The following is a 17,543-nucleotide window of genomic DNA, read 5'->3' on the forward strand; positions in this document are numbered from 1 at the left end:
GATGACCTCCGGATCCTGGCGGACTCTGCCCGGCGCCAGGCGCTTCGCCCGGGTCCGCTCCTACATCTCCACCGTGCGCAAACACGGCATCAATCCCCTGACCGCCCTACGCGAACTCTTCGCCGGACGGCCATGGATGCTGCCGGCAGCCAGTTGGAAGCCCTAAACAGTCACTCCGTCGGTGACCACGCCGAAAGAGTTCAGCGGCTGCTCGGTCCAGATGACTTTTCCGGTCGTCGTGTAGCGGGTTCCCCATCGCTGGGAGAGAGCAGCGACGAGTTGCAGGCCCCGGCCGCCCTCGTCCGTTTCCAGGGCGCGGCGGATCCGGGGCGTAGTCTGGCTGCCATCGGAGACTTCGCAGATCAGGCAATCGGTGCGTAGCAGCCGCAGCCGCGCTGGGCCCTTTGCGTGACGTACGACATTCCCCACCAGTTCGCTGGCCAGCAGTTCCGTGGTCATCGCAAGGTCGTCCAGGTCCCAGGCGGAGAGCTGCTCCCGGACGTGCACCCGGGCCAGGCCCGCGGCTTGCGGGTCCGCCGGGAGCGGCCAGACGGCGACCGCGTCGGTGTCCAGGGCGTGCAGGCGGCCGACCAGAAGAGCGGCATCGTCATCGGTCCGGTGTCCAGCGGGGAGCAAGCCGGCGGTGAGGGTGTCGCAGAGCCGCTCCTGGTCTGTGTCCTCGGCGGTGTCACTGGCCGTCTGAAGCAACTGGGCGAGCTGGGCCATGCCGTGGTCGATGTCACGGGCAGCCGACTCCACAAGACCATCGCTGAACAGGGCCAGGAGGCTGCCGTCGGGCACTGCCAGCTCGACCGTCTCGAAGGGCGGTTCGGCCACGCCCAGCGGCGGGTTCGGGGGCAGCTGAGGAAAGTACACAGTGCCGTCAGGGTGCATCACGGCTGGTGGTGGATGCCCCGCTCGGGCGAAGGAGCAGACGCGCGTGGCGGGGTCGTACAGCGCGTACAAGCAGGTGGCGTACGAGTCCTCGCCCAGGGAAACAACGACGTCGTTGAGGTGGCCGAAGATCTCCTCAAGGGGCAGTTCGAGGTCAGCGAGAGTGTGGACGGCGGTACGCAACCGTCCCATGGTGGCCGCCTCGGACAGGCCATGTCCCATCACGTCACCGATGACGAGCGCGACCCGGCCTGCCGAGAGCGGGATGATGTCGTACCAGTCGCCGCCCACGTCCATGCTCTGTCCGGCGGGCAGGTACCGGGCGGCGGCGGTGCACGCAGGCAGCGAGGGCAGCTCGCGTGGGAGAAGTCCGCGCTGCAGTTCCTGGGCCCGGGTGTGCTCGGCGTCGTAGAGCCGGGCGCGGTCCAGAGCCTGGGAGACGAGACTGCTGACCGCGTCGAGAAGGATGCGGTCCTCGGCGGTCAGCCGACGGGTGTGGTCGAAGCTGATCACGCAGACGCCGTACGAGCGTCCGGACATGGTCAGGGGCAGGAAGGCCCAGGACTGCTTGCCCGCTTCGGCGGGCCTGTCAGCCAGCTTCGGGTAGCGTGCGGCGTATTCCTCCGGGGACGAGATGAACAAAGGCGTGCCCGAGAGCAGCGTCTCAGCGATCGGCGTCTGTTCCGAGATCGGGAGCATTTCCAGCTGGTCGAGGAACGACCGCGAATATCCGACGGATCCGACTATGTGCGCCCGGTTGCCCTTGACGGCCTGCACCAGCAGCCCGGTGGCGCCGAACGGCGGCAGCACCCGCCGGGCGACCGCGGCAACCACGTCCCGTGAGGTGACTGCCTTCGCCAGAGCCGCGGTCAGATCCGTCATCCGGGCGGACCGCTCCGCAGCGGCCCGCTCGGCGGCCTGGCTTTCGGACTCGCGCTGCCGCTTCTCGGTCACGTCGGTGAAATAGCAGGTGGTGCCGTCGGGGACCGGGACGACCCTGAGGTGGTAACAGCGATCGGTGTCGTGAGCCCGAATATCGAAGCCCGTCGGCTCGGACACCGCCGCGGCCTTCTGATAGCGGTCCTTGAGGCCGGGCATGTGTCGTACGGCGGGCAGGTCCCACAGGACCCGCCCGATCAGCTCCTCCTCGGGGGAGCCAAGGATGCGCTCCCCTTCAAGGTTGACGAAGGCGATCCGCCAGTCATCAGTCACCGACAGAAAGCCGTCGCTCATGTGGCGCAGGGCGCGGATCAGCGCGTCCCGGACGGAGCCGGACGCGCTGATGTCCCACCACATGCCGACCAGCCGGACCGGCTCACCCTCGTCATCGAGCACACACGCGCCGCGGGCATGCGTCCAGTCGTAGGTGCCGTCCGGGCGCAGAACCCGGTATTCGGCGTCGTACACCCCCCGATCACGGATCGCTTTGCGGGCCGCGGCCAGCGTCCGCGGCAGGTCGTCGGGGTGGACGACCTGCACCCAGCTTTCGATCCGAGGTACGAAGTCGGCCGCCTCCACGCTGGAGATAGCCATGGCCGCCTCGTCGTAGGTCAGCTCGCCGGTGCGGACGTTCCAGTCCCAAGAGCCGACCTGGGCCTCTCGCAGAGCCTGGTCGAGCTGCTTGCCACGCCGGCCTTCCTCAAGCGGCTGGGCAAGCGGTAGTGCCTGGCCCATCCGCTCCCCGGCCCAGGCCCCCACGGCCTTCAGGAAATCCCACTGTTCCGCGGACGGCTCCCCCTGGGCATTCCGCACGATGCTGAGTGCGCCGACCACGCGGCCGCTGCTGAAAATGGGCACAGTCGCGAAGGCCGTGTCCGGCCACAGTTCCCCGGGGGAATCAGCGAGCCCCCAGACCGCCCGGCTCGTTCGGACCGCGCGGGCCGGGGCCGTGTTCCCCTGTAGGTCGAGCGTCTCCCAGGACCGGGTGAGAGCCGGTGGCAGCCCAGCCGCCGACACAAGACTCAGGGCCGAGACCGGCACAGAGAGGTGCACCATCCCGCCGAGGCCGCTCAGCTCAGCCAGAGCTTGGTGCAGTCCCAGTTGCAGCGTTTCACTCTCGGTGACGCCCTTGTCCACAGTTGCGAGCAGACTCAGCCGGCTGTCCATAGCACAATTCTACGGCCGCGTAGTTGTGATGCCTTTCACATGAAAAGGCCACCGTCTCGTGCGACCCGGACCCGGGCGCGGGTGGCAAGGCTGACATGCGGTGTGGTCCGCGGCAGAGAACCCCGCCCAGCTCTCCCTGTCGGCAACGGCTGAATTTGGGGCGTTCTCTCTTTCGCCGCTATGAAGTCCAATGTTCCGAGGTGCGCGAGTTGTTGGCGCGTCAGACCAAGCAGATGAGCGAGATCGCGCTCCTCGATCGAGGGTCTTGATGGCGGGGAAGCGGGCGGCGCGGATGCGTCCCTCGCCGCCGTGGGCTTCGCGGGCGGAGACCTCGCGCTGCAGGCAGGCGACCAGGTACTCGGTGTGGGTCCATGATTCGGTGCGGGCGCGTTCGGCCAGGCGCTCGGCGGCGTCCAGCAGGGCCGGGGCCTTCATGGCGCGGGCGAGGACGGCCAGGTCAGCGGCGGTCTGCTGACCGGTGCGGGCGCTGTGGCCGTCGGGCTTGCCCGCGTCGGCCGTGGGGTGCGTATGGGCGGGAGCGGTGGTGCGGGCCATCACGTGTCCTCCTTCCCGCCGCCGCCCTCGATGAGGGTGAACATGCGGTCGTAGGCGCCCAGCTCGCGTTGTTCGACCTCGATGCCGAGGCTGTCGGAGGGCCAGGGCGGCGGCTTCGGCGCCGGCCGCTCGGGCTGTCTGCTGGTGGATCACCTCACCGCGCAGTTTCCGGGCCGCCGCGGCGTGCTCGGGGTCGGTCAGGCCCTGATGCCTGGCCCAGCAGTGTGTGTGAGGGCCACCAGGTCGTCGCCGCAGGTCACGGTGATCTCCTCAGTGTCGGCGTTGACCGTGACGATGTGGCCGATCGCGCGGGGGTGGACGGAGTAGTCGTTGGCGTCGACCCGGATGTAGTGGTCGCGGCCCAGGCGGGTGCGAAGCGGCCACCAGTGGGGCGGCCCGACGGGTGGGATGGCGAGCATCGACGCCCGGTCGCTCTCCCAGCGGTCGACAGGGCGGGCGTCGATCGAGCGGTGATGCCGCCGGTTGGCGATCTGCAGCCAGGCGGTCAGCTGGGCGTTGAAGTCGTCAGGTCCGGTGAAGAGACGGCCGGGCAGGAAGCCGGTCTCCAGGTAGCCGTTCGCGCGCTCGACCAAGCCCTTCGCTTCCGGGTCCCGGGGCCCGCAGAGGTGCACCCGGATGGCGAGAAGCGTCTTCGGCACGGCTCCCCAGGCGGTCAGCAGTCGACAGTGGGCGTCGATCAGATCGCCCGCCTGCCGTGAGGGCAGCATCCGAGCCGTGATCACCCGCGAGTAACCGGACACGAGCAGCACCGGCGGGCGCCCGCTCTGGCCCGTAACGCATCCAACGACACGTACGCGGCCTTGGAAGAAACTTATTTGGCGTGATGGTGGCGTGCGGGGGCGAGCGGGACGCTTGGACCGAGTCGGTCCTTGCTCCGTCGGCCACCGGCCCTCCGGAGGCCACCGGTACACCCGGCGCATCAATGCGGTGCTGCTCCAGGCGTGCCGTCATAGGGGTAACGGTTCGAGTTCGGAGTGGAAGTGGCGGAGGACCGGGCTCGACCGGACCAGGCGATAGCCGGGGATCTTGTCCCTGTTCTTCGCGGTCCTCGCCAGGACTTCGCCGACATGATTCAAGTGGCTGAGCGTGTACGTCCTGCGGGGGAGGGCCAGTCGCAGGAGCTCAAAGGGGGCTGTGGTGACCGGGTCTCCGTTCTCGTCTTCCTTGCCGAGGTAGAGGGAGCCCAGTTCGACGGAGCGGATGCCGCCCTCCAAGTACAGCTGGCAGGCGAGGGCGTGGCCGGGAAAGCGGTGCGGCGCGATGTGGGGCAGGAGACGGCCGGCGTTGAGATAGATCGCGTGCAGGCCGGGTGGTTCGAGGATGCTGATGCCTGCGTTGCGGGCCAGGCAGGCGAGGTGACGGGCTGCCTCGGCTCGGGACCGGAGGTAGTGGGGATCGGTCACCTCGGCCAGGCCCTGGGCGATCATGTCCAGGTCTCGGCCGGCAAGTCCGCCGTACGTGGGGAATCCCTCGGTGGCGACGAGTAGCAGCCGGCATCGTTCGGTGAGCGCGGGGTCGCGCAGGCCCAGGAACCCGCCGATGTGCACGATTCCGTCTTTCTTGGCGCTCATCAGGCAGCCGTCGGCCAGACGGAAGGCCTCTTCGGCGACCTCGCGCGGGCTGACCCCCTGGTAAGCGGGCTCATGCCGGGTGACCAGCCAGGCGTTTTCGGCAAAGCGTGCGGCGTCCAGGAAGAGGGGGACTTCGTGTTCTCGGCACAGCGCGGCGGCGCGGGCGAGGTTGTCCATGGAGACGGGCTGGCCGCCTCCGCCGTTGTTCGTCAGCGTCATGATCACCATGGCGATACGGGAAGCGTCCGGGCCGCACAGGGCGTCTTTGAGCCGCTGCAGGTCGATGTTGCCCTTGAACGGCTCGTCGCTGTCGAGGTCCTGCGCTTGCGAGCAGGGCAGGTCCACGGCCTGGCCGCCGCTCAATTCCACATTCGCGCGGGTGGTGTCGAAGTGGGTGTTGCTGAGCGTGATTCCACCGGGGCCGAGCAGCGTGGAGAAAAGGATGCGTTCTGCCGCCCGGCCCTGGTGGACCGGGAGGATGTGGGGATAGGACGTCAGCTCGCGCACGACCTCCTGGAAGCGGTAGAAGGACCGTGAGCCGGCATAGGACTCGTCACCGGCCATGCCCGCGGCCCACTGCGCTGCTGAGAGAGCACCTGTCCCCGAGTCGGTGAGCAAGTCGATCGTGATCTCATCGGCGCGCAGGGCGAAGAGGTTGTAGTGCACGCGCTGCAACGCTGTTTCCCGCTGTGCGCGTGTGGTCATCGGAAGGGGCTCGACGGCCTTGATCCTGTACGGCTCCATGAGGACTGTTCTCCTGGTGGGCGCGGGGCGAGTTCCAGGCATCCGGTGTCGCGACGGCAGGTCGGTCACCGCCGGTCGGCATCGGCAAGCGGGGGCGTCGGCTCGTGGGGTGGCCGGACTTCGTAGGCCTCGGGTGAGAGATAGACCGTCAGCCGAGGCGGCAGCCGCATGCTCTGGACGAGCGAGACGTACGAGATCAGTCCCACCCCATCAGTCGGGCTGCGGTGCGTCATGGCGGCCAACGCACGGTCAAGGGCACCGGTGCCCATGCCGTAGCGCCGCAGGACGGTTGCGGCCCGGTTCCGGGTCACCCGGTCGTCCTTGGCGTAGTCACGCACCGGCAGGTGCAAGGTGTAACCACTGGGACGCTCCATGTCCCACTCCGTGAAGGACAGGCAGGAGACCAGCGGCCGGAGGTCGAAGAACTCGGTGTCGCCGACCGTGCGGCAGAACTCCCCCAACTGTTGTGTGCAGCCGCCTGGCAGCAGGCGGGAAACGGCCTGTGCGCCGCTCACGGAGAAGCCGTGGTGGGCGATGTAGACCTTCACCCGCCGTGTCTGCCAGTCCCCCACATCGAGGGCAAAGAACAAAAGCTCGTCGCTATCGGGCCCACGGGACGTGGCATGCTCCAGCAGCGCCGGCCAGGCCCGGCCGAATCCGAACCGGGTCAACGCCTCCTCGGTGACCTGTGCGGACAGACCGCGGCCGTGGCACGCCGGGTTGACGTAGACCTTGATGCCGGGCGCCCGGTCCTTGCGCAGATCCATCGCGCACCACAAGGCGAACGGCCCCTGGGCGCTGGCTGGGAAGAACAGGTCGTCCACCCGGTCCACCGGCTCGGTCGAGAAACTCCAGCGTTTGGCCATCGCCTCAAGAGCCCGTCGGCCCACGCGTGCGCTCTCGGCGAAGGAGGCCGCGGCGCACCCGGGCTCGACCACGACTCGCACGGTCGGGGCGGCTCCTATGGGGAACGAGACGGAGAGCTCGGCCGGAGAGTGGTCGTCGGACACGAAGGACGGCGACGGCGGGCCAGCGGCCAGCGGACGTTGTGCCGAAGGGCCCAGCAGATCGAGCAGTGATCGCGTGGAACCGCCGTCGGGCGGGCTGATTCCCACGGCGCCGCACACCCCGGACAGTTGGCGACTCAGGTGCTCGCCCAAGGTGACCGCCGGCCGAGACAGTACGGCCGCTACCCGGGACGAGGAGTTCAGCTGTGAGGGACCGGTTGACGACAATGCGGGCTCCAGAGACTTGCGCCGTCGGGACGGGCCTCACCTTCCCAGGCTCCGCCGTCGCCCCGGTCACCTCCCGGTCGCGCGGCGATTACGTGTAGTCGCGTCCTGGTCACGCCGTGTCGTATGCTCGCGGAACCCGGGGAATGGATCGCCGAGGGAGCAGTGAGCGCACGGTACGAATTCAAGATCCTGGGACCGCTGGAAGTCCGGCGTGACGGGCACCCGGTGGGCATCGGCGCGGCCAAACTCCGGCTGTTGCTCGCCGCGTTGCTGGCCGAGGCCAACCAAGTGGTCACCGTGGAACGGCTGACAAGCCGACTGTGGGGCGACCAGCCTCCAAAGGGGGCCCGCAACACTCTCCAGAACTACGTACTGCGCCTGCGCCGTGTTCTCGACTGCCCCGCAGACGGCACCCCGGTGCGCACCCACCCTCGCGGCTATGTGATCAAGGTCGATCCGGACGCACTGGACCTGCACTGTTTCACCGTCCTCGCCCTCCAGGGCCGCACCGCGCTGAAGGAGGGGATGGCGGCGAGCGCGGCACAGATGTTGCGCGAGGCACTGGCACTGTGGCGCGGCGAACCGCTCTCCGATCTCCCCGCGGACCTCCTCCACGACGTCGTGCCGGCGTTGAATGAACAGCGTCTGGACGCCCTGGAGCTGAGGATCGACGCCGACCTCGTGCTGGGCCGGGCCTGTGACGTCCTGCCGGAACTGCGCGCACTCATCGGGGCCCACCCCCTGCGCGAACGTTTCTGGGCCCAGCGGATGCTTGCGCTCGCCCGCTGCGAGAGGCAGGGAGAAGCGCTGGAGTGTTACCGCGAGGTCGCCCGACTGCTGGCCGACGAACTGGGGGTCACCCCGGGGACGGAGCTCAGGAGACTGCATCAGCGGTTGCTTGCCGCCGGCCCGGATCTGAGTGAAGCACCTGACAACGCGGTGGCGCGTCCTCGTGGAGCGGGGAACCTGCCGATCGAAATGACCACGTTCATCGGCCGTGAAGTACAACTGGCTGAGGTGCGCGCCCTGCTGGCATCCGCCCGGGTGGTCACACTCACCGGTGTCGGCGGCGTCGGCAAGACCCGGCTCGCGCTGCGGGCGGCGGCGGAGCTGGAGCCGGCGTTTGCGGACGGTGTCCGGCTCGCGGACCTCGCGCCCCTGACCGATCCCGAACTTCTCGGCCGGGCCGTCGCCGAAGCCCTCGGGCTGCGTGACCATTCCGCTCGGCCCGCCGTGGACACCATCCTGGATCACCTGCGCGACCGGCGGCTCCTGGTCGTCCTCGACAACTGTGAGCATCTGGTCGACGACGTCGCGACCCTGGTCCTGAGGATGGCACGGGTGGCCCCCGGACTGCGTGTACTGGCCACCAGCAGACAGCGACTGGGGATTCCGGGCGAACACGTCCTGACGGTGCCCTCACTCACCGTCCCCGACGCAGACTCCCCCTCGCTGATCCAGAGGGCTGACGGTGCGCTCTCCGTCGAGGACGGCACAGCGGAGCATTCCGAGGCCGTCCGGCTGTTCGTGGATCGTGCCGTCGCCGCTGCCCCGGCGTTCCGGATCGCCTCCCGCAACCGTGGTGCGATCGCCCAGTTGTGCCGACGGCTGGACGGGATTCCGCTCGCCATCGAACTGGCGGCGGTACGTCTGAGCACGATGACGGTCGACGAGATCCTGGAACGCCTCGACGACAGGTTCCGTCTGCTGTCCGTACCGTACGGGCACCCCGTTACCCGCTACCAGCACACTCTGCGCGGTGTGGTCGACTGGAGCTACGACCTGTGCACACAGCAGGAGCAGTTGCTCTGGAGCCGTCTGTCGGTGTTCTCCGGCGGCTTCGATCTGGAGGCAGCCGAGGCGGTGTGCGGGGGAGAGGGCATCGCCCGTGAGGATGTGCTGAACCTGCTTGCCGGGCTGGTGAACAAGTCGATCGTGGCGGTGAACAGTTCGGGCGACCGCGCCCGGTACGGCCTACTCGAAACCATTCGCCAGTACGGTCAGCAACGGCTCCGCGAACAGGACGGCGCAACAAAGCTCCGTCTCCAGCACAGCGACTACTACCGGATGATGGCCGTGCGCGCCGGCGACGAGTGGTGCGGACCGAGGGAAGCTGACTGGCTGATCCGGCTACGGACCGAACTTCCCAACTTCCGGACCGCGCTGGACTTCTGCACCACGCGCCGTGACCGCGTGGACGCGGGTCTCGAGATCGCCGTCAATCTCGCTCGCACCCGGTGCTGGTTCTTCAACAGTACGTTGGGCGAGGGGCGGCACTGGCTGGAGCGCCTCCTCGGCCTGAACACCGACGCACCGCAGTCCCTGATCGCGGGAGGGCTGGCGATGAAGGCATGGATCGCACTGTGCCAGGGAGACAACCCCTCCGCCGAGGCGTTTCTGATCGAATGCCGGACCATGGCGAGCGAACTCCCCGACGGTGCGGTGGCTCCGCCGGTGACCTTCATCGAAGGCGCTCACGCCATGCTCGTCCGGGGCGACCCGTGCTCCGCCGCTCTTCTGACCGAGGCGCGGGACCAGTTCCGCGCGGCGGGCCAGCGAGGTGACGCTCATATGGCCACGATGCTCTGGGCCATGGCCGAGGCATTCCTCGGCGACCGCGCCTCAGCCCGCGCGGCCCTCGACGCGTATGTCGTGGAGGCCGCGGAGAGCGGTGCCGAGTGGGCCCGCACCTGGGCCCAGTGGTGCACAGGACTGTTCGAGCTTCGACACGGCACGGCAGACCAGTCCCCGGCCCACCTGCGCGAAGCGCTGGGCCAGCAATGGGCCATCGGCGACAGCTGGGGCCCGGTCTGGGGTGCCGAGACGCTGGCTTGGGCCATGGCAGCCACCGGCCACCATGCACAGTCGGCACGGCTTCTGGGCGCTGCCCATCGCCTGCGGCAGGACACAGGAGTCGCTCTCATCGGACTGCGTCCGTTCCACGACGCCCACGCCGCCACCGAACAGCAGGTACGCCAGGCCCTGGGCACCCGGGAATACGAGGCGGCATGGTCCCAGGGTGTATCCGCCCAGGACGGTGTGCGGCTCGCCCTGGGCGCACCGGATCACGGAGCCCTTCGGGGCGACTCGCTGTAGCAGGCACCGAGAGAGAAGAGGCAGGCCGTCGACGCCGAGGCCGATGCCAAGGTCGCCTCGAATCGAACGCGGCCGTGTCAGGCCGTCCGTTCCCTCAGCCCCTCGTCCACTACGGCCAGAAGCGGATGACGACGAGCAGCATGCAGGCCCTCGGCGGCGCGGACGACGTCATTTCTGCTTCCTTGCCTCTCCGGTCGAGGCCGGGGGCACGTCGCTACAGGCACTCCACCGCCATGGTCGACCAGGAGTGCGGGCCGCTCGTCGCGACCAGGAGGCGGTCGCCCGTGGTCAGGGTGCCCGAAGCGGCCTGCTGGTGCAGGGTGATGAGGGTGTCCGCCGAGAAACAGTGCCCCAGATCGGTGACAGGGCCGAGCAGAAGCTTCTGCACAGGCATCTTCATGGCCGCCATCAGGAACTTCTGCGCGTCGGGCCGGTAGTTGGGCATGACGACGTACGGGAAGTCGTCGCGGCCGCGTCCGAGTGCACCGAGGAGGTCGGCGATGCTCTCCGAGGCGAGTCGGACCGTCGCGAGGATGCCCTGTTCGGCCGTGCCGCCGGCGTCGAGGCGGATCGCCGTCCGGGATCCCGTACCCACCACCCGGAACTGTGGGCCGTCCCGCACGGGGTCGCGTGTGATGACGCACGCGGCGGCACCGTCGCTGAACACGGACAGGCCGCTTGCCATGACCCGGCGTCCCGACGCGGCGCGGTCGGCCAGTACGAGCAGGACGCGGTCGCACCGGCCCGAGTGGATCGCGTCGGAGGCGACCTGCACGGCAGGCGCCAGATTCCCGCAGTCCTGACCCGAAACGGCCAGGTGTGCCACCGAGACCAGACCGAGCCGGTCCAGGATTCGGCCCAGCGAGCCGGCGACGTCCGGGTCGTTCTCGCTCACGTAGACCACGAAGTCGGGTGGGGCGGCAGCGTCGGCGAGCGTCTGTTCGGCAGCGGCGGCCGCCATTTCCCAGATGTCCTGCGAGCTCTCCCGGAAATGGACGATCTCCGCCACCAGTGGGGACAGGTCCTCCGTGGTGGTCCCGGCGAGTTCCGAGACCTTGCGCAGATCTCCGCACGTGTATCGAATGAACGAGAGAAAAGTGTCCCGCATTGTTTCCTACTCCTGGTGTCCGGCCATGGAGATCGCCTTCACCGGGCAGCTCTCGATGGCGTCCCGCACGGCGTCGAAGAATTCCGGGGGCGGCTCGGCGGCCAGCAGCACGACGCTGCCGTCTGTGTCGTCCTGGTCGAAGACCTCCGGTGTGGCCAGCGCACACAGCCCTGATCCGACACAGGCTTCGGCGTCCACGGCGATACGCATGCATTCCTCCTGGCGGCTGGGGGTCACCACGTCACGGGGAGCCGATGCACCCCGTAGATGCCCATGTCGGTGGAGACCGGGACCTCTGTCGGCGGGACGGCCAGTGCCAGGTCCGGGAAACGTCGGAAGAGTGCCTGGAGAGCGATCCGCATTTCTATGCGTGCGAGGTTTTGGCCGATGCATTGGTGAATTCCGTAGCCGAAGGCGAGATGGCCTGTGGTCCTCCTGGAGAGGTCCAGTCGGTCGGGCTCATCGAAGTGCTCGGGGTCCCGGTTCGCCGCCGGCAGCGACACCGTGACCGACTCACCCGCCCTGAGCCGCTGCCCGGCGATCTCCACGTCCACCACGGGGGTGCGGGGGACCCCGAAGTGGAAAATGGTCAGGTACCTGAGCAGTTCCTCCACCGTGTTGTCGACGAGCGACGGGTCCGCCTTGAGCCTCGCCAGCTGGTCAGGGTGGGACAGCAGGGCGAAGGTGCCGAGACTCAGCGAATTCGCGGTCGTCTCGTGCCCGGCGGTGAGCAGCAGGACACCGACCCCGGCGATCTCCTCGGTGCTCAGGGTGCCGTCGGTGACCAGCATGCTCAGCAGATCATCGCTCGGCCTGCCCCGCTTGTGCTCGACAAGCCCTCGCAGCAGGCCGTTCAGGTGCTCCATCGCCTTCGCGGCGTCGTCGACGGAGGCTTCCAGACGGAACAGGGTCGCGCTGTTGCGCTGGAAGTCGGCCCGCTCGCCGTAGGGCACACCCAGCAGCTCGCAGATCGTCAGTGAGGGCACCGGCAACGCGAACGCCTCGACGAGATCGATCGGCGGCTTCGACCGGGCCATGGCCGCGAGATGGTCCTCGACGAGCTGCTCGATCTGCGGTTTCAGTTCCCTCATCCGGTGCGCCGTGAACCGGCCGGCCAGCTGTCGGCGGATCCGGGTGTGCTCGGGCGCGTCCATGTCGACGAGCCAGCCCGGCAGCGCGGGAACCCCGAAGAACAGGTCGACACCGGGCCGGGCCACCGGCGCCCGCTTCAGTTCGGACCGTGCGCTGAACCGCGGATCCGCGAGAACGCTCCGGGCCAGGCTGTGGCTGGTCACCAGCCATCCGACATGGCCGTCGGGGTAGCGCAGTCGGCGGATCGGTTCCCTCGCCCGGAACCCGGCGAGTTCGGCGGGGGGATCCCAGGGGTTCATCCGTCGCGTGGGCAGTGCGGGGGGCTCGGTCGACATCGTCATCGGATCTCCTTCCTCGACATGCGGTGGGGCGTTCGACCGGCGTCAGCAGGATCCCGTGACACGCTCGGCCAGTCGGCTCAGGGGAAGGGTGCTCATGAGGTCGGCGATCGTCAGTCCCTCGACACCGTCCTTCCGCAGGCCCCGCAGCATGGCCGGAATACGGGCGAAGGCCCCGCCCAGCTCGGCGTAGCTGCGCTCCAGGACCGGGGGGCTGTCGGGGTGCAGCTCCGCGAAGCGGCTCAGCAGCGATGCCTCGGCCGTCGTGGTGGGGGACCGCTGCGGCAGGGCGGTTCCGGTGCCCTGCGCGGTGAGGCCCGGTCCGGGGGCGAGCCAGGCCGCGGGCGAGTCCGGGACGTCGGGAGCAGCGTCGCGGATCACGAACCAGTCGGGTACGACCGGTATGCCGAGCAGCGGCCGGGCGTCCAGCAGCGCCAGGCGCAGCGCTTCTGGACTCACCCCGGGGCCGGCTACCACGCCCGCGAGGAGCTCCTCGCCCGCACCGCGCTCGTCGCCCCGGAAGACGGCGGCGAGCCGCACGCCGGGGCAGCTCTCCAGCGTCCTGACCAGGTCAGGCAGGTGGATCCAGCTCCCCCGGTGGTCCACCCAGTGCTCATTGGGCGGTACCCAGCGCGCGGGCACTCCCCGCAGCCGCGTACGCCGGACTCGCGGGTCGGCGGCCACCTGTTCCAGCAACGGGGTGAGGCCCCGGACGATCGATTCGGCCTCATCGAGGTCGAGCAGGCCCCGGTTGGCCTGGACGTTCAGGTGCAGGGAGCGGCCGTGGTCCTCGACCGCGAACTTGAAGCCGCCGAGCGTGTCGTACGCGTGGTGCTCCAGGCGTTCCTGTTCCCCGGAGGGGAGGTCGTCCTCCTCCGGGGCGCCGACCGTGTGGTTGATCTGGGGCGCGCCGTCCATGGCGCGGTCGGCTCCGCGGGCGATCTTGTGCATGAAGAGTGCGCCGTTGTCGCAGCGGCCGTGTTTCATGCAGACGAACAGGGCCCGGGTGGTCTCCCGGAGCACGTCGCGGAACTCCGGATCGCCTTGTAGGTCGACGAGCAGCCAGCCCTGGGTGATCGTCGTGCACACCAGGTCGTTCAGCCGGGGGTGGGACCGGTTGGCCAGGTTCGGTCGCAGCAGGGTGGTGTCGCGGCCCTTGACGTTGGCGAGGCACAGGGCGAGGGCGGTGGTGACGACGGCTGCGCGGGTGGAGCCCTCGCTGGTGGCGATGTCCTGTACCAGGCGGGCGAGCGGACGCGAGCGCAGCGTCATGGAGAAGCCGTCGGCCGGGCAGTCGCCGAACCGCCGGGGCGGCAGATCGTAGGGCTGCCTGCGGAACACGTCGTGCCAGTGCGCGAGAGCGGCGTGGGCGGCGGCGGATCCCTCGGGCGACGTCTCGTGGGCCACCTGGTCCCGTACGCTCCACCGCACGGGCGGCAGCGCCGGGGGAAGGCCGTCGGCGAGCCGGTCGAGACAGTGCTGGACCTCCCGCCGGACCACGCGCAGGGCGACGATGTCACCGATGATGTGGTGCAGCGCGAGCCAGAGCTGCCGGGGCTGTCCCAGGACCGTCAGTGCGGCTGCCCGCACCGGCAGTTGGGTCCCGAGGTCGAAAGGAGCCGTCAGCCAGCCGAGCAGCCGCTCCTCGGCTGCCTCGATGGCGGTACGGGTGTCGGCGCCCGCCTCGAACGGCGCGACCGTCGGCCGGGCGTCCGGGTGTTCCTGCTGCACCGGGTCCCCGTCGGGGCCGATGTGGAACGTCATGCGCAGTCCGTCGTGCCGGGCCGACAGTTCGGCGATCACGCGGGACAGGTCGTCGAGCGTCACGCCCTCGGGCACCTGCGCCGACACCGGGTTCACGAGATACGGCGGTGATTGCTCCGCATGGTGATCGACCCATGTCCAGTGCTGGGCCGGGAGCAGGGGCAGGGGCACCCGTGAACGGGCGGGCGGAACAGCCGACTGGGGCGGGAGCACGAGGGTGTCTTTCCTTTCACAGCGAGCGGACGTCCTGGTCCGCGCAGTCCCTGAGGAGTGCGTGGATGTTCAGCACTATCTGCTCCTGGAGGTGAGCGGGGACGTACCGGCGGTCCGAGAAGAACCTGATGGCGACATCGCCGCCGTCCGTGCGGATGTTGAGGCCGAAGCGGAGCAGGGTCGAGGCGATGGGCGGATTCTCACGCAACACGAAGTCGCCGTCCGCCGGCTCGGCGATGTCCTCCGGGAAGACCGGATCCGGTTCCTGCAACACGTTGACGTACTGGTCGAGCGCAGGGCGGGTCCCCTGCCCCGACGGGCACAGCAGGCGGTACAGGCTCGCGGGGTCCCACATGCTCGTACGGGGGAGGCCCAGGACCCGGGGCCACACCTCGCGCACCAGGCCGTGCAGCGAGTGGCCCAGTGCGGGCAGGGTCAGCAGCCCTTGCTGTGCCACACAGCCCAGGTAACCGACCGTACGGGGCAGCCAGCGGTTGGAACACGTGATGACGAGGGAGCACGACTCGACCTCGGCGGCACGGCCCAGGGCAGCCGCGGCAGCGGCGAGATACACGGCGGACGGACTCACGCCGAGTGCGCCCGCCGCTTTCCGCACGCGGGTGCCCGTGCCCTTCGAATACAGGCTCACGCAGGGATACCGGGGCTCGGTGTCGGCCTCGGCCTCGGCGTCGACAGGCGTGCGGAAGAGCGACCACGGCACTTCCCGCAGCCCCTTCTCCCAGGAGGCCAGCGCCGTGTCCAGGATGGCGCGGCCCCGTGGGGACTGCTCGAACGCGGCGTGGTCGAGCGGCTGGTTCACGATCGGCGGCAGTGCCGCCGCGTCGCCGCCCTTGAGCAGGTGGGCGCACTCCTGCGCGAGGAGGTCGGCCGCGACCGCGTCGACGGTGAGGTGGGAGAGGGACGCGACGAGCCAGGCGGGGGCACCGCCCCGGGTGAGTACGGCGAAGTCGACCGCCCGGTCCGCGGGCGGTGTCCCGGCCCGGGCGGTCAGGTCCGCCACGAGGCGGGTGACCTCGGGGGCCGTCGGCCGGCCGGCCTCGGCCACTCGAACCGGCAACGTCCCGCTCCGGAGGACCTGTTGGTCCGGCACCCCGCCGTCCCCTCCGCCGACGAAGACCGTCCGCAGCCCTTCGTGGCGCTCGGTGACCTGGCTGACGACGCCCAGGACGTCCCTCAGGCTGCGGCCGGCCGGCACCTCCACCAGGAGCGGCACCTGGAATCTGGCCGTGTGCGGCCGATTGGCCTCGAGCGTCAGCCAGGTGTCGCGCTGCCCCCAGGTGGTGGTGGCCCTGCCCCCGCGCGCTCCCGTGAACGGGGCCTCGACGGTGCTGTCCGCTTCGAACACGCGGTGTTCCCTCCCCGAACCGGCCAGTGTCCGTTTCTCGTCGGTCATCGTGCTGCCGCCCTGCTGCCTGGACGGTCCGGTGCACAGCCCTGTCGGCGCACCAGCCGCAAGACCTCCTCGATGCCGCCCCGGTCGTCCGCTGCCTCCCCGTTGAGGAGCACATGGCCGACGCCGGCCTCGACGTAGGCGGCGAGGCGGTCCGCCACTTCCTCGTGACTGCCCACCAGGAACGGGGCGCTGGCCTGTCCGCTGCGGAAGGCTCCGAGCCAGTACACGTCCGTCCCCGCGGTGTCGGCCGGCGCTTCCTCCTCGGCGACCGCCCGGACGGCGAGCTGCCGCGCCCAGGAGTTCTGCGACACGGTCTTGAGCAAGGTCTCCTGCCGGCCCCGCCAGGACTCGGGGAAGCGCTCCCTGGCCGCGTCCCAGGCCGCGGTGCTGTCGGACCTGGCGATGATGCCGATGCGGATGCCCAGGTCACCTCGGTAGCCGCCGGCGCGCAGCGGGGTGAGGAAGTCGTCCAGCCAGGCGTCGACGGGAGCGGGATGGGTGACCACGACGTCGGCGATGTCCTTGGCCACGCTCAGGCCCGCCGCCGATGAGCCGGCGACGAAGATCTTGCAGTCGGAGAGCACCTCGGGACGCGGCTCCAGCCTGAACTGCCGGTAGGCGTACCACTCGCCTTCCTCGTCGAGGAGCTCACCGCGCAGCAGGGCGCGCAGGGTGCGCCCGTACTCGCGCATCCGGGCATAGCGCTGATCGTGGCTCAGCAGATCCCCGGTTCTGCGCAGTTCGTCGTCGCGTGCGCCCGCGACGAGGTTGAAATACAGGGGACGGCCGTAGAGCGTCGCGTACGCCGCGGCCATGGCGGCGGCCGTGTGCGGAGCCATCGAGGCGGGCTGCACCGCGATCAGCGGCACGAGGTCGCTGGTGACGGAGCCGAGGTGGCCCGCGATCAGCCACGGGTCCACCTCGTGCAGGTTGTGGGGGACGAGGATGCCGTGCCAGCCCGCGCTCTCGCACGACTCGGCGGTGGCCGTGACCCTGGCCCGATAGCTCTCTGCCATGTCTTCGGGACCGGTGGACGGCGGGGTCACCGAGTAGATGTGCATGAACATCTCCGTTCTGCGGGTCACCGTCGGGTGGTTGTCGCCCGCTCACTGCGGATCTCCCGGCAGACCGGCCGCCTCGGCCAGTCGGTCGGTGATGATCTTGATCATCGCCCCGGCACTGCGGGCGACGACCACTTCGAGGGCGTCGAATTCGATTTCGAACCGCTCCTGTACGAGCGCTGCGAGATGTACGGCCTGGATAGAGGTGCCGCCCGAATCAAAAAAATCCGCGTCATCGCTTGTCGATTCACTCTCCAAAGATGTGCGCCAGATCTCGGAAAATGCTTCCCGGATATCCGCTTCGTTCATGGGTGCTCTCCCCGGAAGTTGC

Annotated in this window: 13 protein-coding genes; 2 read left to right on the plus strand and 11 right to left on the minus strand. The window is 69.4% G+C overall.

Annotated elements, in window-relative coordinates:
- Position 1: 1 nt before the first annotated feature.
- The gene (locus tag AQJ67_RS47905) at positions 2–166 is read left to right on the plus strand and encodes a hypothetical protein (protein ID WP_159058880.1); all 165 of its coding nucleotides are present in this window, start codon (positions 2–4) and stop codon (positions 164–166) included.
- Here AQJ67_RS47905 and AQJ67_RS34555 read toward each other — a convergent pair.
- From AQJ67_RS34555 to AQJ67_RS34570, 4 genes are all read right to left on the minus strand, one after another.
- A complete protein-coding gene (locus tag AQJ67_RS34555; protein WP_062723296.1) occupies positions 163–3,000 on the minus strand; it encodes a SpoIIE family protein phosphatase in 2,838 nt (945 codons plus the stop codon). The genes AQJ67_RS47905 and AQJ67_RS34555 overlap by 4 nt on opposite strands.
- Before the next feature lie 752 nt (positions 3,001–3,752).
- Entirely contained in the window at positions 3,753–4,316 is a 564-nt protein-coding gene (locus AQJ67_RS34560; RefSeq protein ID WP_159058881.1) for a Mu transposase domain-containing protein, read from the minus strand.
- A gap of 207 nt (positions 4,317–4,523) precedes the next feature.
- Entirely contained in the window at positions 4,524–5,891 is a 1,368-nt protein-coding gene (locus tag AQJ67_RS34565) for a tryptophanase (RefSeq protein WP_062723298.1), read from the minus strand.
- A 65-nt stretch (positions 5,892–5,956) separates the two neighbouring features.
- The gene (locus tag AQJ67_RS34570) at positions 5,957–7,006 is read right to left on the minus strand and encodes a tryptophan dimethylallyltransferase family protein (RefSeq protein ID WP_244190670.1); all 1,050 of its coding nucleotides are present in this window, start codon (positions 7,004–7,006) and stop codon (positions 5,957–5,959) included.
- A 282-nt stretch (positions 7,007–7,288) separates the two neighbouring features.
- Here AQJ67_RS34570 and AQJ67_RS34575 point away from each other — a divergent pair, with 282 nt between their 5' ends.
- A complete protein-coding gene (locus tag AQJ67_RS34575; protein WP_079056356.1) occupies positions 7,289–10,222 on the plus strand; it encodes an AfsR/SARP family transcriptional regulator in 2,934 nt (977 codons plus the stop codon).
- A gap of 214 nt (positions 10,223–10,436) precedes the next feature.
- Here the strand turns inward: AQJ67_RS34575 and AQJ67_RS34580 are convergent, their stop codons facing one another.
- The 7 genes from AQJ67_RS34580 to AQJ67_RS34610 are packed head-to-tail and all read right to left on the minus strand — an operon-like array spanning position 10,437 to position 17,521.
- The gene (locus AQJ67_RS34580) at positions 10,437–11,330 is read right to left on the minus strand and encodes a beta-ketoacyl-[acyl-carrier-protein] synthase family protein (protein WP_062723301.1); all 894 of its coding nucleotides are present in this window, start codon (positions 11,328–11,330) and stop codon (positions 10,437–10,439) included.
- Between the two features lie 6 nt (positions 11,331–11,336).
- Positions 11,337–11,540 carry a ferredoxin gene (locus AQJ67_RS34585; RefSeq protein WP_062723302.1) on the minus strand — a complete coding sequence of 68 codons (204 nt, stop codon included), beginning with the start codon at positions 11,538–11,540 and terminating at the stop codon, positions 11,337–11,339.
- Between the two features lie 23 nt (positions 11,541–11,563).
- Positions 11,564–12,757 (minus strand): cytochrome P450, encoded by a 1,194-nt coding sequence (locus AQJ67_RS34590; protein ID WP_062723396.1) that lies wholly within the window; start codon positions 12,755–12,757, stop codon positions 11,564–11,566.
- Between the two features lie 48 nt (positions 12,758–12,805).
- Complete coding sequence (locus tag AQJ67_RS34595; RefSeq protein WP_079056335.1) at positions 12,806–14,737, minus strand: condensation domain-containing protein; 1,932 nt, start codon at positions 14,735–14,737, stop codon at positions 12,806–12,808.
- Positions 14,738–14,753: 16 nt separating this feature from the next.
- The gene (locus AQJ67_RS34600) at positions 14,754–16,151 is read right to left on the minus strand and encodes a condensation domain-containing protein (protein ID WP_062723304.1); all 1,398 of its coding nucleotides are present in this window, start codon (positions 16,149–16,151) and stop codon (positions 14,754–14,756) included.
- Positions 16,148–17,236: an LLM class flavin-dependent oxidoreductase gene (locus AQJ67_RS34605; protein ID WP_062723305.1), complete on the minus strand. Its 1,089-nt coding sequence runs from the start codon at positions 17,234–17,236 to the stop codon at positions 16,148–16,150. Before AQJ67_RS34605 ends, AQJ67_RS34600 begins: the two co-directional genes overlap by 4 nt.
- A 21-nt stretch (positions 17,237–17,257) precedes the next feature.
- Entirely contained in the window at positions 17,258–17,521 is a 264-nt protein-coding gene (locus tag AQJ67_RS34610) for an acyl carrier protein (RefSeq protein WP_062723306.1), read from the minus strand.
- Positions 17,522–17,543 lie beyond the last annotated feature (22 nt).

Origin of the sequence: Streptomyces caeruleatus, assembly GCF_001514235.1 — a bacterium.
Classification (GTDB): domain Bacteria; phylum Actinomycetota; class Actinomycetes; order Streptomycetales; family Streptomycetaceae; genus Streptomyces; species Streptomyces caeruleatus.

Excerpts from the sequence above, each read along its gene's own strand:
- AQJ67_RS34610 (WP_062723306.1), bottom strand. The coding sequence starts at position 17,521 with ATGAACGAAGCGGATATCCGGGAAGCATTTTCCGAGATCTGGCGCACA.
- AQJ67_RS34565 (WP_062723298.1), bottom strand. The coding sequence starts at position 5,891 with ATGGAGCCGTACAGGATCAAGGCCGTCGAGCCCCTTCCGATGACCACA.
- AQJ67_RS34590 (WP_062723396.1), bottom strand. The coding sequence starts at position 12,757 with ATGTCGACCGAGCCCCCCGCACTGCCCACGCGACGGATGAACCCCTGG.
- AQJ67_RS34580 (WP_062723301.1), bottom strand. The coding sequence starts at position 11,330 with ATGCGGGACACTTTTCTCTCGTTCATTCGATACACGTGCGGAGATCTG.
- AQJ67_RS47905 (WP_159058880.1), top strand. The coding sequence starts at position 2 with ATGACCTCCGGATCCTGGCGGACTCTGCCCGGCGCCAGGCGCTTCGCC.
- AQJ67_RS34585 (WP_062723302.1), bottom strand. The coding sequence starts at position 11,540 with ATGCGTATCGCCGTGGACGCCGAAGCCTGTGTCGGATCAGGGCTGTGT.
- AQJ67_RS34600 (WP_062723304.1), bottom strand. The coding sequence starts at position 16,151 with ATGACCGACGAGAAACGGACACTGGCCGGTTCGGGGAGGGAACACCGC.
- AQJ67_RS34555 (WP_062723296.1), bottom strand. The coding sequence starts at position 3,000 with ATGGACAGCCGGCTGAGTCTGCTCGCAACTGTGGACAAGGGCGTCACC.